At 64.1% G+C, this 13,813-nt stretch carries 9 protein-coding genes and 1 pseudogene; 5 read left to right on the top strand and 5 right to left on the bottom strand.

Annotated elements, in window-relative coordinates:
* The first annotated feature begins 69 nt into the window (after positions 1 to 69).
* Entirely contained in the window at positions 70 to 885 is an 816-nt protein-coding gene (locus GGD67_RS08030; protein ID WP_179732004.1) for an acyl-CoA thioesterase II, read from the top strand.
* A gap of 36 nt (positions 886 to 921) precedes the next feature.
* On the opposite strand, the gene GGD67_RS08035 is transcribed toward GGD67_RS08030, so the two are convergent.
* The gene (locus GGD67_RS08035; RefSeq protein ID WP_179732006.1) at positions 922 to 2,115 is read right to left on the bottom strand and encodes a serine hydrolase; all 1,194 of its coding nucleotides are present in this window, start codon (positions 2,113 to 2,115) and stop codon (positions 922 to 924) included.
* 56 nt (positions 2,116 to 2,171) lie between these two features.
* Positions 2,172 to 3,810, bottom strand: a pseudogene (locus GGD67_RS08040) (flavin-containing monooxygenase).
* 196 nt (positions 3,811 to 4,006) lie between these two features.
* Here GGD67_RS08040 and GGD67_RS08045 point away from each other — a divergent pair.
* On the top strand, positions 4,007 to 5,035 hold the full coding sequence (locus GGD67_RS08045) for a helix-turn-helix domain-containing protein (protein WP_246790742.1): 1,029 nt from the start codon (positions 4,007 to 4,009) through the stop codon (positions 5,033 to 5,035).
* A gap of 82 nt (positions 5,036 to 5,117) precedes the next feature.
* Here GGD67_RS08045 and GGD67_RS08050 read toward each other — a convergent pair whose 3' ends face one another.
* From GGD67_RS08050 to GGD67_RS08060, 3 genes are all read right to left on the bottom strand, one after another.
* Complete coding sequence (locus GGD67_RS08050) at positions 5,118 to 6,734, bottom strand: phosphoenolpyruvate carboxykinase (RefSeq protein WP_018316382.1); 1,617 nt, start codon at positions 6,732 to 6,734, stop codon at positions 5,118 to 5,120.
* A 286-nt stretch (positions 6,735 to 7,020) separates the two neighbouring features.
* Positions 7,021 to 9,615: a CHAT domain-containing tetratricopeptide repeat protein gene (locus tag GGD67_RS08055; RefSeq protein WP_179732008.1), complete on the bottom strand. Its 2,595-nt coding sequence runs from the start codon at positions 9,613 to 9,615 to the stop codon at positions 7,021 to 7,023.
* A gap of 76 nt (positions 9,616 to 9,691) precedes the next feature.
* The gene (locus tag GGD67_RS08060; RefSeq protein ID WP_179732009.1) at positions 9,692 to 10,426 is read right to left on the bottom strand and encodes a HugZ family protein; all 735 of its coding nucleotides are present in this window, start codon (positions 10,424 to 10,426) and stop codon (positions 9,692 to 9,694) included.
* Positions 10,427 to 10,667: 241 nt separating this feature from the next.
* On the opposite strand from GGD67_RS08060, the gene GGD67_RS08065 reads away from it, so the two are divergent.
* From GGD67_RS08065 to GGD67_RS08075, 3 genes are all read left to right on the top strand, one after another.
* A complete protein-coding gene (locus GGD67_RS08065) occupies positions 10,668 to 11,369 on the top strand; it encodes a response regulator transcription factor (RefSeq protein WP_008542552.1) in 702 nt (233 codons plus the stop codon).
* Between the two features lie 116 nt (positions 11,370 to 11,485).
* Positions 11,486 to 13,282, top strand: a complete 1,797-nt coding sequence (locus tag GGD67_RS08070) for a sensor histidine kinase (protein WP_018316386.1) — start codon at positions 11,486 to 11,488, stop codon at positions 13,280 to 13,282.
* A complete protein-coding gene (locus GGD67_RS08075) occupies positions 13,279 to 13,803 on the top strand; it encodes an HPr kinase/phosphorylase (RefSeq protein ID WP_179732011.1) in 525 nt (174 codons plus the stop codon). Before GGD67_RS08070 ends, GGD67_RS08075 begins: the two co-directional genes overlap by 4 nt.
* The last annotated feature ends 10 nt before the right edge of the window (positions 13,804 to 13,813 follow it).

Genomic DNA, 13,813 nt, shown 5'->3' on the forward strand with positions numbered 1-13,813 from the left:
GGGTTCGATGCTCGATCCCGCGCTACGCGGTCCCATCGCATCGCCCCGGAATGACAGACGGAAACGAAAATGCACGCAAGACTTCCCCATCCCTTCGACGATGCCACCCGCGTCACTGCCGGCGACTCCAGCTGGCAGGGGCACACCAGCGACGATTACTGGGCCTTTGTCGGCCCGTTCGGCGGCGCCACCGCCGCGACCATTTTGCGCGCGCTGATCGACCACCCGGAGCGCGCCGGCGATCCGCTGGCACTGACCGTCAATTACTGCGCGCCGATCGCCAAGGGGCCGTTCGATCTCGACGTGCGGCTGGTGAAGGCCAACCGCTCCAGCCAGCACTGGAGCGTCGAGCTCAGCCAAGGCGGCGGCGAGGTCGCAACGCTCGCCACCGCGGTGTTCGCCGAGCGGCGGCCGTCCTGGGAGCACCGGGTGGCGCAATATCCCGAAGCAAAGCCGTTCGAGGAGACGCTGCCGTTCCCGAGGATCCAGGCCTCCTGGGCCAACCAGTACGAATTCCGCTTCGTCGAGGGCGAGATGCGGATCGGCCCAGCGCAGGCCGAACCCGCCAGCACCTATTCAAAAATCTGGATCAGCGACCGCACGCCGCGCAAGCTCGACATGCTGTCGCTGATGTCGATGTCGGACGCCTTCTTCGGCCGCGTCTTCCACGCGCGGCGCGAGCTGGTGCCGTTCGGCACGGTGTCGCTGACGACGTATTTCCACACCGGCGCAGACGAACTCGCGGCCGAGGACATCACCCGCGTGCTGGCGACGGCGGACGCAAAGATCTTCCACAAGAGCTACGCCGACCAGAACGGCGAGCTGTGGTCGCCGAACGGAAGGTTGCTGGCGACCACGACGCAGATTGCGTATTTCAAGGCGTGAGCTCTCTCCACCCCTCGTCCCGTTCTTACCGGGTCCCTAACCCGCCATTCGCTGCCTCAGGCTCTGATAAAACGCCGTCTCGAAATTCATGTAACCGATGAATGACGTTGGATCGCCAAACGGAAGAATCTGCGTGGCCCAGAACCCGCCGAACCCGTTCTGCCGGTCGATCCAATAGAACAGATTGGCAAGGCCCGCCCAGCCGAGGGCGCCGGCGGGACGCCCGGTGGGTGCTTCCTGGTCGTTGATCATGAAGGACAGCGCCCAGGACTTTGACTGGCCCGGGAAGAACTCGGCATCATTGCACAGAGCTGGGATGACGCCGGTGATCGGTGTCACCTTCTTGTCTCCGAGATGATTCTTCTCCGCCATGCGCACGGTCTCCGCCTTCAGCACGCGGCCGTGCTCGCCGGCACCGTCATTCAACCACATCCGGATGAAACGCATGTAGTCGCCGACCGTGCCGTAAAGGCCGTGGCCACCCATATGCACTTCAGGGTTGGCGGGGAGCTCGAAATCCATCGGCGTCAACGAGCCGTCGGCGCCGCGCGCGTGGATCCCGGCCAGTTTGCCGCGCATGGCCTCCGTCAGCTCGAAGGTCATATTCTTGATTCCGAGCGGCTCGAAGATGCGCGTATTGAAAACCTCGCCAAGCCGGCGCCCGGCGATGGCCTCGACGATTTGGCCGCACCAGTCGAGATTGGTGCCGTAATCCCAGCGCTCGCCCGGATCGAACAGCAGCGGCGTCATCAGGCAGGCTTTGGAAGCTGTGATGACGCTGGGCTGCCCCTTCTCTTCGGCGAGGCGGTTATAGGTGCGGTTGATGAAATCGTAGCTGAGACCGGCGGTATGCGTCATCAGCATCCGTGTGGTGATGTCCCGCTTGGGCGCCCGCAGCATCGGCTCACCCGCGGCATCAAAGCCCTCGATGACCCGGAGCTTGCCGATGTCCGGCGCGTAGCGCTTGGCCGGTGCGTCGAGATCGAGCTTGCCCTCTTCGACGAGTTGCAGCACGGCCGTGCCGGTGATCGCCTTGGTCGTGGAGAAGATGGCAAAGATGCTGTCGGCCGTCATGTCGGCGGGCTGGTCAAGGCGCCTTTTTCCCGCAGCACCTTCGTAGATGTTGCGATAACGGTCCGTCACCATCGCGACGACGCCGGGCACGCGCGGCGTGGATGTAACGACACCGTCAAGAACGGCGTCTGCAGCAGCACCGAAATTCGTGCTCATGGTTGTCCTCCCGTTTGGATTGGATGAATTCCGTCGACGCAGCGCTTCGCGAGCACTCAGTTCATGGTGAAGCCCAGGTAGCCGCTGGCGGCGACCTCGTTGCATTTCTGCCGGTAGGCGCCGACGCCGCCGCAGTAGGACAGAACGCGGCGCGGTTTGCCTTCGACGTTCGAGCCCAGGTACCAGGAATTGGTCTTCGCGATCAGCGTCGCATTGGCGATCTCATCGTGATGCGCCACCCATCCGTCTTCGGCATCCCTGGTCGGCTCAACCACCTTCAGGTTCTTCGTGCGCACGAACCTGATGCAATCGTCGATCCATTCGACCTGCTGCTGAAGGCAAGTGGTCATGTTGCAGAGCGCAGCCGACGGAGCCAGCGGCACCGCGGTCGTGAACAGGTTCGGATAGCCGTGAACCTGCAGGCCCATCGTGGTGCGGATATCCTTGCTCCAATCCTCCTTCAGCGACCGGCCACCGCGGCCCCTGATATCGATGCGCGTCAAGGCGCCGGTTCCGGCGTCGAATCCAGTCGCCAGAACGATGACGTCGAGCTCGTGGATCGTCCCGTCCGCGGTCTGGATACCCGTGGGTGTCACGCGGTCGATCGGATTGGCCTTGACGCTGACGATCTCGACATTGGGGCGGTGGAAGGCCTCGAGGAAATTCTGCTCCAGCGGCACCCGGTGCGTCCCGAAACCGTAGTCGGCCGGAATCAAGGCTTCGCACAGCTTTGGATCCTTCAGTCGCTCGCGCATCTTCTCGCGCACGAAGTCGGAGATCTCGGCGTTGACCTCGGCATCGAAGAACAACTCGGCGAAGGACGAGATCCACAGCTTCAGGGAGCCGTCGTTCCAGCAATCCTCGATCACCTCCCGGCGCCGCTCCGGCGTCAGGCCGGCCCAGGCGTGCTCGAAATCGTATTCGAACCCGGTGAAGGTATGCGGCAGGCGCTCCGTGAGGTGCTGGAATTTCGACTTGTAGGCCTCCGCATCTGCCGCGCTGTACTTGGGATTCTTCATCGGAATCATGTATTGCGGCGTGCGAATAAAGACCTTCAGATGACCGACCTCGCCAGCGATGGTCTGGATGACCTGGATGCCGGTTGCGCCGTTGCCGATGACGCCGACGCGCTTGCCGGCAAAATCGATCGGCTCCCTGGGCCAGCGCGCCGTGTGGAACAACTGCCCCTTGAACGTCTCCTGTCCCGGAAACGATACGCGGGGCGGAGAGCATGCCGCAACAGGTGATCAGAAACTGGGTGTCGATCACGTCACCCCTGTCGGTCGTGACCAGCCAGCGCTGTGTGGCTTCGTTGAAATGGGCGGCTTTGACGATCGTCCCGAACTGGATGTCCTTGCGCAGATCGAGGCGGTCGGCGATGTAGTTGAGCCAGCGTTCGATTTCCGGCTGGCCGGGGAATTTCTCGCTCCAGCTCCATCCCTTGTAGAGCTCCTCGGAGAACAGATACTGGTAGATGTGGCTTTCTGAATCGAAGCGGGCGCCGGGATAGCGATTCCAATACCAGGTGCCGCCCACGCCTGCGCCCGCGTCAATTGCCCTGACCTTTAATCCCTGTTCGCGCAAACGGTAGAGCTGATAGAGCCCGGCGACGCCGGCTCCAACAACCACCGCGTCGAATTTCGCCGTGACATGCGCGCCATTGCTTCCATTGGGTTTGGTCGCCGTTTCCGCCATTTTTCCCTCCTAGGTGTTTCCAGAGCGCGCGCGGCCCTCCCCACCCGTCGTGCGCTCGGATGGTGGTGCATCGCGTCATTTGTCGGTCCCGCGAGTGCCTGCGGCTTTTCACCCTTCTTCCGCACTTGCCCGGGACGCGAGGGAGGCTATGAGGCGGGCTGCGTTCCCGGCTTGAACAAAACCGACAATCCTTTGAATGAAGCCGGAGGCCGGCGCCGACCTCGCCCGAGCTCGCTTGGCAAATGGCAAATCCGGCCTATGCTGCTGCCTTGCCGATCGGCCAATGAGAACAACAAGCAGTCGACCATGCCAAAACTCCAGGGAGGAGGCTCGCGCGATGGGGCAGTTCATCACGGTCGAGGAGCTGCCACGCTATGCTCCCGGCGAAATGATGCTGGACAGTTCGGCGGTGGGGAAAGCCGATTTTCGGCTGCGCGTGTTCCGCTATGCGCCATCCGATATCTGGGTGCCGCCGTCCGATAACTTTCTGATCGTGATCTATCGCGAAGGCACCACGGCGATGAAGCGCCGCGTGACCGGATCCTGGAAGCAGGATCGCGTCGGCCGCGGCGTCACGACACTGCTGACGCGGGCCGAAGCGTCGAACTGGCGATGGTCCCATGACATCGAAGTCAGTCATCTCTACATCTCGCCCAGGCTCATGGCGAAGACCGCGAGCGAGGCTTTTGACCGGGATACCGAAAGCGTCGAGCTTCATGATCTGCTCAGGATCGAGGATCCAGTCCTGACCTGGATTGCTGACCAGATGGTGCAGGAGGTTTCCGCAGGAGGTCCGGGCGGCCGGCTCTGCTACGATGCCATGGCACTTCAGGCGAGCATTCACATCCTGCGAAAATACGCCTCAGTGCAGTTCAAGATGCCCTGTGCGCAAGGGCCCTTCAGGCCGGCGCATGCGCGAATGATCGAGGACTATATCGAGCAGAACATTTCCCGGAACATCACGCTCGACGAACTGGCCAACATCTGCAACTGCACGCCGGTGCAGTTCGCGCGCAAATTCCAGGCACACTATGGCATGCGGCCGCACAGCTATGTCCTCACCCGCAAGGTGGAGCGCGCCTGCGAACATCTGCGCAAGGACCGCCTGGCGTTGAAGGAGATCGCCCTGTTGAGCGGATTCTCCGACCAGAGCCATCTCAACCGGATCTTTCGCCGGCACATGAGTACGACTCCCGCAGAATATCGCAAGCAATGCACGGGCTAGGCAGCCTGACGATGCTCGGGCCGTAAAAGAAAGGGCGGCTGATGAAGCCGCCCTTTCTCGTCAATCACGTCTTGCGGAGAACTTACTCCGCCGCGAGCTTCACGTCCGGCGCGGCGGCACGCACTTCGGCGTCCACTTGGGCTTCGAACTTGGCAAAGTTCTTCTGGAACATGCCGACCAGCGCGCGGGCGGTCTTGTCGAACTCGTCCTTGTCCTTCCAGGTGTTGACCGGGTTGAGGATCTCGGCCGGCACGCCGGGCAGCGCGGTCGGGACCGCGAAGCCGAAATATTTGTCGGTGCGGAATTCGACGTTGCGAAGCGATCCGTCGAGCGCGGCGGTGAGCAGCGCGCGCGTCACCTTGATCGGCATGCGCGAGCCGACACCGTATTTGCCGCCGGTCCAACCCGTGTTGACCAGCCAGCAATCGACGTTGTGCTGAGCGATGAGGTCGCGCAGCATGTTGCCGTAGACGCTGGGGTCGAGCGGCAGGAAGGGCGATCCGAAGCACGTCGAGAACTCCGGCTGCGGCTCGTTGCCGAGACCGCGCTCGGTGCCGGCGACCTTGGCGGTGTAGCCGGACAGGAAGTGATACATCGCCTGCGCCGGCGAGAGCTTGGCGATCGGCGGCAGCACGCCGAAGGCGTCGGCGGCGAGCATCACCACGTTCTTCGGCTGCGGCGCGCGGCCGGTGCGCGAGGCGTTCGGGATGAAGTCGAGCGGATAGGCCGAGCGCGTGTTCTCGGTCTTGGAGCCGTCGTCGAAATCCACCACGCGGGTGTCTTCGTCGAGCACGCAGTTCTCGAGCACCGCGCCGAAGCGGGTCGAGGCCGCGAAGATCTCGGGCTCGGCTTCCTGCGACAGCTTGATGCACTTGGCGTAGCAGCCGCCTTCGAAGTTGAAGACGCCGTTCGGGCCCCAGCCGTGCTCGTCATCGCCGATCAGCGTGCGGTTCGGATCGGCCGACAGCGTGGTCTTGCCGGTGCCGGACAGGCCGAAGAAGATCGCCGCGTCGCCCTTGGCGCCGACATTGGCCGAGCAATGCATCGGCATCACGCCGCGCTCGGGCAGATAATAGTTCAGCGTGGTGAAAACCGACTTCTTCATCTCGCCGGCATAATAAGACCCGCCGATCAGGACGATCTTGCGGGCGAAATCGATCGCGACGACGTTCTCCGACTTGCAGCCGTGCCGTTTGGGATCGGCGCGGAAGCTCGGCATGTCGATGATGGTGAGCTCCGGCACGAAGGTCGACAGCTCGACCGCCTCGGGGCGGATCAGCAGCGTGCGGATGAACAGCGAGTGCCAGGCGAGCTCGGTGAAGACGCGCGTCTTGATCCGGTAGGCCGGGTCGGCGCCGCCATAGAGGTCCTGCGCGAACAGCTTCTTGCCTTCGGCGTGCTTGAGGAAGTCCTGATAGAGCGTCTCGAACTGCTCTGCGGTGATCGACTGGTTGCCGGCCCACCACATCTTCTTGTCGGTGGTGGCGTCACGCACCGTGAACTTGTCCTTCGGGCTGCGCCCGGTGAACTCGCCGGTGTCGGCGCAGAGTGCGCCGTCAGCGGACAGCACCGCCTCGCCCGCAGTGAGCGAGTATTGATAGAGTTGCGGCGCACCGAGGTTCCAGTGAACCTGCTTGAGATTCTTTAAACCGAACTTGTCGGCGCCAAAGGCACCGTTGCGCACGCCCGTCTCTTGCACGAAAAAATCCTCCTAGAACCCGCGACATTCAGCGCGACCAGAACTGCAGCACCATCGCGGTCACCGTGATTTATAGGCCAACCAGCCTCGGCTGGGCGACCTAATAATGATGAACGCTGGCGTTGCCAAGCTGATCCCGCAGGATTTGGTTTATTCAAGGACCGCGCCAAACGTCGCGCATGTCAGCTCTGAGCAGCTGCATCAAAAAATCACGAATGATCGCGCAACCAAATGCGGAATTCGGCGTTGATCAAGGTTTTTGCGACGCACAATTCCGGCTGCCGGCTTATCTTACCTCGCCTTCGCCGATGAGCGCGAACGGTCCCCACATCGCCGGGTAGGCGTTGCGCGGTGACGAGGTGTCGTCGACAAACGTTAACATCGCGCGGCGCAAGGCTTCGGCGCGACCGATTTTTGGTTGGTTCTTGAGCAGCTCGAATGTCGATGTGGTGAGGCGGGTGGCGGCTTCCGAATCCACGGCCCAATGCGAGACCAGCAGCGCGCGGGCACCGGCATAGAAGAAAGAGCGCGCCAATCCCGACAGCGCCTCGGCGCCGGGCTTGTCGCCGGCGATGGTGTTGCAGGCGGACAGCACCACCCAATCGGCGTTGAGCTTGAGCTGGGCCACCTCGCTCGCGGTCAGAAGGCCGTCGTCGAGCTCAGACGGCTGATCGGGAATGGACAATGCAAGCGAGGGCTCGCCCAGTCCCTTGACGTCGCCGGCAACGAGGCCGTGGGTGGCAAAGTAGATGATGCCGTATTGAGCAAGCACTGCACGCTTCAGCGTCGTTTCGCTGGCATCGCGTCCGAGATGGATGTCGGCATCAGTGGCGCCGACGTCTCTCGCCACCGCGTTGAGCTCATCGGCGGTATCGGGCAGTTGCGGTAGCGCCTGCGCGAGCCGCGCGCGGTCGACCCCGGCGCCGCGCCAGAAATCGGTATAGGCAATCGTCGCAATGCTGCGCGCCGCGACCTTGCCGCCTGCGGCGCGACGGTCGGCAGGTCCTTCCAGCGCGGGATTGAAAACGGGATCGCCGAAGCCGGTCATAGGCTTCGCGCCCTGATCTCTGCGCGCGAAGGCACGCAGGGATTTCAGGCTGATCACCGACGGCAGCACCGAGACCGCCTGACGCCGCAGCAGCCAGGCGGCGTCGCGATAACCTTCGAGCCTGTCCGGAATCGCAGCCTGCGGCTTCTCCGTCACCAGCAGATGAAACGGCAATGCGGTCAGCGCCGCCGATGGCACGACCAGGAGGTTGCGCTTGTCCTTCGTCAGCGCCTCGACCGGGCCGAGCAGCGCGACATAGAGCTCGTTCGCGAGCGCAAGATCGAACAGCCCAGATTTGCCGGAGGCATCGCGCGCCTTGCCGACATCCAGTCCCCTGCGGAACGCCGAGACCTTCCGCGCCATCGCGTCCGCGCCGAGCGAGATCTCCTTCCAGTCGGCACCATCGCGCGTGATCGCGATGACATAGCTTCGCTTGTCGACGACGGAATAGATCACCATGGCCTCATCGGCCGACAGCAGCGGCTGGATGTCCTTCACCGCCAGCGGCAGCGGGTTCGAGAGTGAGGCGTAGTCGGGAAACTCGAGCGTGAGCGTCTTTTGCAGCCCCGCGCGTTCGTTCGCAATCGCAACGATCCTCGCGCGGCTGCGTTGCTCGGCTGCGACGTCGCGCTGCGCCGATTGCTTCGACACCGCCGTGATGATCGCCTTGTCGAGCGCCTCGGCCTCGGCCGCGAGATCCTGATCCCGGCGCACCAGCTCGGCGAGCCGGTCGCTGCCGGCGGCCAATCGCACCGCGAGCTTGTTCACGGCAGAGGCGGCGGAAGATTGCGTGCCGCGCTGAATCGCGCCGAGGGCGTCATCCAGCGCCTTGTCGCTCGCCAGCAGAGTTTGCTGGCGCGCAGCGAACAGAACCGGCAGCACGGTGCGCAGCTGCGCGCGGTTGGCGGCAAGCGTCTTCTGCGCAAACGGCAAGGCGTCGGCGGTCCGGCCCGACACCTGAAGGAAATAAGCGAGATTGCTGGTCGAGGTCAGGACATCGGGATGATCCACCCCGAGTGCACGCTCACGGATGGCAAGCGCGCGGCGATAGAGCGGCTCGGCCTCGGCATAGCGCTGCTGATGCTCGTAGAGCCCGGCGAGATTGTTGAGCGAGCGCGCCACGTCGGGATGATCCGCCCCCAGCACCTTTTCGCGGATCGCGAGCGAGCGCTTGATCGGCGCTTCGGCGTCGGCATCGCGGTTGAGGTCGCGATCGACCTGGCCGAGATTGTTCAGGACCGTGGCAACCGCGGGATGCTCGGGCCCGGCGGCCTTCTGATAGATCGCGAGGGCACGCTGAAACAGCGGTTCGGCGTCGGCAAAATGCTCCTGCTTCACGTAAAGCGTGGCGAGATTGTTGAGGGCCTGGCCGACATCGGGATGCTCGCGCGACAGCGCCTTTTCGCGAACGGCCAGCGCACGCTTGAACAGCGGTTCGGCTTCGGTGAAGCGGCTCTGCCGCTGATAGAGCGCCGCAAGATTGTTCAGGAGCGGCGCAATCTCGACGCTGCCCTGACCGGTCCCCTTCTCCATCAGCGCGATGGCGCGTTTGTAAAGCGGCTCGGCCTGATCGTCGTGGCCCTGGTCGGCGTAAATCTGCCCGAGATTGTTGAGCGCCGCGGCGAGGTCGCGGTTGTTGCTGGTCTTCTCGAGCGAGGCCACCATGGCCTGCGCCAGCGGCAGCGCCTCCGCATATTTGCCGGCGCTTCGGAGCGCATTGATGCGCCCGCTCTGCGCCGACAGATCGCTCTTCTGGGCAAGACCGGGCGTGGCAAGCGACGTGGTGATCGCGAACGCCAGACCCGCGGCCAATGCCAAACGACGACGCGTCATGAACCCTCGCTGCGAGCCTTAAGACCTGATCGTCTTGGGTCGCAGCGATGGGGCGCGGCGTTCAAATTGTTGCGTTCTAGTCCAGCTTCATGCGTGCTTCGCCAGCGAGGCGGACCAGCATCTTGCGCAGCGATGTGCCGTCGGTCACCCGCTCCGGGAAGTCCAGCCGCAGCGCGTTCTGGCCGTCCTGCATGTCGAGGCCTTCCGGATCGCAGCCGGTGCAGCGCCAGTTCCCCGCGGCAGCGCCAAGGAGTTTGGTCGCATAGAGGCCCATGGCGTCGCGATGATCGGCATTCATGTGTTCGACAGCCCCCGCCTCCGCCGCCAGCAGATCCTCGGCGCCGGTGAGGTCTGTGAGGAACTGGGCGGGCTTGAGATCGACGATCCGGCCGAAGCCGGCGACCAGATGGGTTCCCGTGGGGCGGATCCGGAAGAAGGAGAAATCCTTAAAGGAAACAAAGCCTTCCGCCGACGGATGGGCACTAAGATACCGTCGCTGGAGCAAATCCTTCTCGGCACCGGCCTGCTCCGCCCGGCCGGACAGCATGATCCGGGCGCCTTCCAGCGGATCGCCCGCCGCCCGCTCGTCCAGCATCAGGGAGACCCTGCTGTCGGCGAGAAGGTTCCTTGTATGCACGGCGAGGCCCGAGATCAGCAGGATGGGCGAGCCATCGGGATGGCTGGCCAGATTGACCAGGGAACAATAGGGGTCGCCGCTGCCGGCCATGAGAGTTGCCAGCGCCCCCTGCCGCGATCGCCGCAGCAGGGATTTGGCGAGCTTTGCGGGGTCGAAATCAGGGGTCGGTTGCATCGGCTTTCTCGGCTCAGGTGGTTGCAAGGGGGGCCTTTTTTCGGGTAAACGGGGGCCCGGTTATGGGTCGACATGCGGCGGATCTGCCGTGTTTCGGGGAACTTGGTCACACTTCAGCCCAGCTTGCATTGCTCGGTGACAAGGTTCGAACGCCGACATCGGCACCCATGTATGCGGCGCATCAGTGGATTGCTCGCCGTTTCAAGCCACGACCCAAACGGAAAGCAGAAAGCAGAGGCTCATGCCCACAATCGCTTTGGTCGACGACGACCGCAACATTCTCACATCCGTCTCGATCGCGCTGGAAGCCGAAGGCTACCGCATCATGACCTACACCGACGGCGCTTCCGCGCTTGACGGTTTCCGCACCACCCAGCCCGATCTTGCGATCCTCGACATCAAGATGCCGCGCATGGACGGCATGGAGACGCTGCGCCGGCTCAGGCAGAAGTCCGACCTGCCGGTGATCTTCCTGACCTCCAAGGACGAGGAGATCGACGAGCTGTTCGGCCTCAAGATGGGCGCCGACGATTTCATCCGCAAACCGTTCTCGCAGCGCCTGCTGGTCGAGCGCGTCAAGGCGGTGCTGCGCCGCTCGGCGCCGAAGGATCCGACCGTCGCGCCGAAGGAGAACGACGCCAAGGCGCTCGACCGCGGCCTGCTGCGCATGGATCCGGAACGGCATACCTGCACCTGGAAGAACGAGCCGGTGACGCTGACCGTCACCGAATTCCTGATCCTGCAGGCGCTCGCGACCCGGCCCGGGGTGGTGAAGAGCCGCAACGCGCTGATGGACGCCGCCTATGACGACCAGGTCTATGTCGACGACCGCACCATCGACAGCCACATCAAGCGGCTGCGCAAGAAGTTCAAGGTGGTCGACAACGAGTTCGAGATGATCGAGACGCTCTACGGCGTCGGCTACCGCTTCAAGGAAGCCTGAGGCGCGAGGCGCCTTCACGAACGACGACGAGCATCGCCGGTTCTGATTCCATCGGGACCGGGATCGCTCTAAGGTGTGGGGACCTTCTCAACGCCGTCCTAACACGGGCGTAAGCATTGCTGGACCGAACGCAGCCTGATCCCAACCAGAGCGCCGGCGACGTCGCATCCGACGGCGTTCAGGAGCAGTTTGTCGAAGACAAGCCGCAGGGCTTCCGACCGCTGAACTGGCTCAAGCGCGCCGGGCAATTCTTCTTCGCGCTGTCCTTCTCCAGCCTGACCCGCCGCATCGTCTCGCTCAACCTCGCCGGCCTCGTCGCGCTGGTGGCGAGCATCCTGTATCTGTCGCAATTCCGCGCCGGACTGATCGACGCGCGGGCGCAGAGCCTGCTGGTGCAGGCCGAGATCATCGCCGGCGCGATTGCGGCCTCGGCCACGGTGCAGACCAACGCCATCACCATCGATCCCGACCGGCTGCTCGACCTCAAGCCGGGCGAGACCTATGGCGGTTCGGACGAGTATTCGCCGCTGGACTTCCCGATCAACCCGGAGCGCGTGGCGCCGGTGCTGCGCACGCTGATCTCGCCGACCAAGACGCGCGCCCGCATCTACGATCCGAACGGCAGCCTGCTGCTCGACAGCCGCAACCTCGAAAACGTGCTGCGCCTCGACCTGCCGCCGCCGGCGGAGAAGCCCGGCTTCGTCGAGCGCGGCATGGTCGCGGTGCGCACCTGGCTGAACCGCGGCGACCTGCCGCTCTATCGCGAGCTCGGCCCCGAGAACGGCAACGGCTATGCCGAGGTGGGCGATGCGCTCCAGGGCCAGAAGCGATCGATGGTGCGGGTCAATGCCCGCGGCGAGGTGATCGTCTCGGTCGCGGTCCCCGTGCTGCGCTCGCGCGCGATCCATGGCGCGCTGATGCTGTCGACGCAAGGCGACGACATCGACCAGATGGTCACCGCCGAGCGCCTCGCCATCCTGAAAGTCGGCGGCGTCGCGGCCGCCGTCATGATCATGCTGTCGCTGCTGCTCGCGAGCACGATCGCCGGGCCCGTGCGCCGGCTTGCCGACAGCGCCGAGCGCGTCCGCCGCCGCATCAAGGCCCGCATCGAGATCCCCGATTTCACCCGCCGCCGCGACGAGATCGGCCATCTCTCCGGCGCCCTGCGCGACATGACGAGCGCGCTCTACAGCCGCATCGAGGCGATCGAGATGTTCGCCGCCGACGTCGCCCACGAATTGAAGAATCCGCTGACCTCGCTGCGCTCGGCGGTCGAAACGCTGCCGCTGGCGCGCAACGAGAACAGCCGCGCGCGCCTGCTCGAGGTAATCGAGCACGACGTCAAGCGGCTCGACCGCCTGATCTCCGACATCTCCGACGCCAGCCGTCTCGATGCCGAATTGCAGCGCCAGGATGCGATCCCGGTCGATTTGCGCCGCCTGCTGACGACGCTGGTGTCCGTCGCCAACGAGACCAAGCTCGGCCACGACGTCGCGGTCGAGACGCGCTTCGAGGGCCGCAGCCCGACCGACACCTTCGCCGTGAGCGGCCACGATTCACGGCTCGGGCAAGTGGTTTCCAACCTGCTCTCCAACGCGCAGTCGTTCTCCGAACCTGGCAGCAAGGTGCGCCTCACCTGCCGCCGCGCACGCGGGGAGATCGAGATCGTGGTCGACGACGACGGCCCCGGCATTCGCGACGACGCGCTGGAACGCATCTTCGAGCGCTTCTACACCGACCGTCCGCATCAGGGTTTTGGCCAGAACTCCGGCCTCGGCCTGTCGATCTCCAAGCAGATCATCGACGCCCATGGCGGGCGCATCTGGGCCGAGAACCGTGCAGGCCCGCCGGATGACGAGGGCGTGCCGACGATCACCGGCGCGCGCTTCGTGGTGAGGCTGCCGGCGCTATGAACGACGGCGGGCCCAGCGTTTACGCCTCCGCAGTCAAGATCGGACAACGGGCGGTGCTGATCCGCGGTCCCTCGGGCTCGGGCAAGTCGCGCCTTGCCTTTGATTTGATCATGGCCGGACGCTCGGGCGTGATCGAAAGGGCCGTTCTGGTCGGGGATGACCGTGTCCATCTGGCGACAGTCGGCGATGAAATTGAAGTCCGCCCCGCGCCGGTATTGGCTGGCCTGATCGAGATCCGGGGCCTCGGGATCCGCCGCTGCGACTTCGTGGAGCATGCGACCGTCGGTCTCGTTGTCGATCTGGATGCCGCGGACGCCGAGCGCCTGCCTGCGACGGATTCGCTGAAAACCCTCATTTCCGGTGTCGAAATACCGCGAATCCCAGTTGGCCGCGGATATTCACCCCTCCCACTGGTTGTCGCGGCCTTGACCACTACCAAGAGTTCATCTTCCGTTAACCCCTCAGGCGATTGTTTGAAGGGAAATGGTAACCATATGAACCCCACTATCGCGACCGAATAGACCGGCGCAG

The organism is Bradyrhizobium sp. IAR9 (assembly GCF_013408065.1).
Taxonomy (GTDB): Bacteria; Pseudomonadota; Alphaproteobacteria; order Rhizobiales; family Xanthobacteraceae; genus Bradyrhizobium.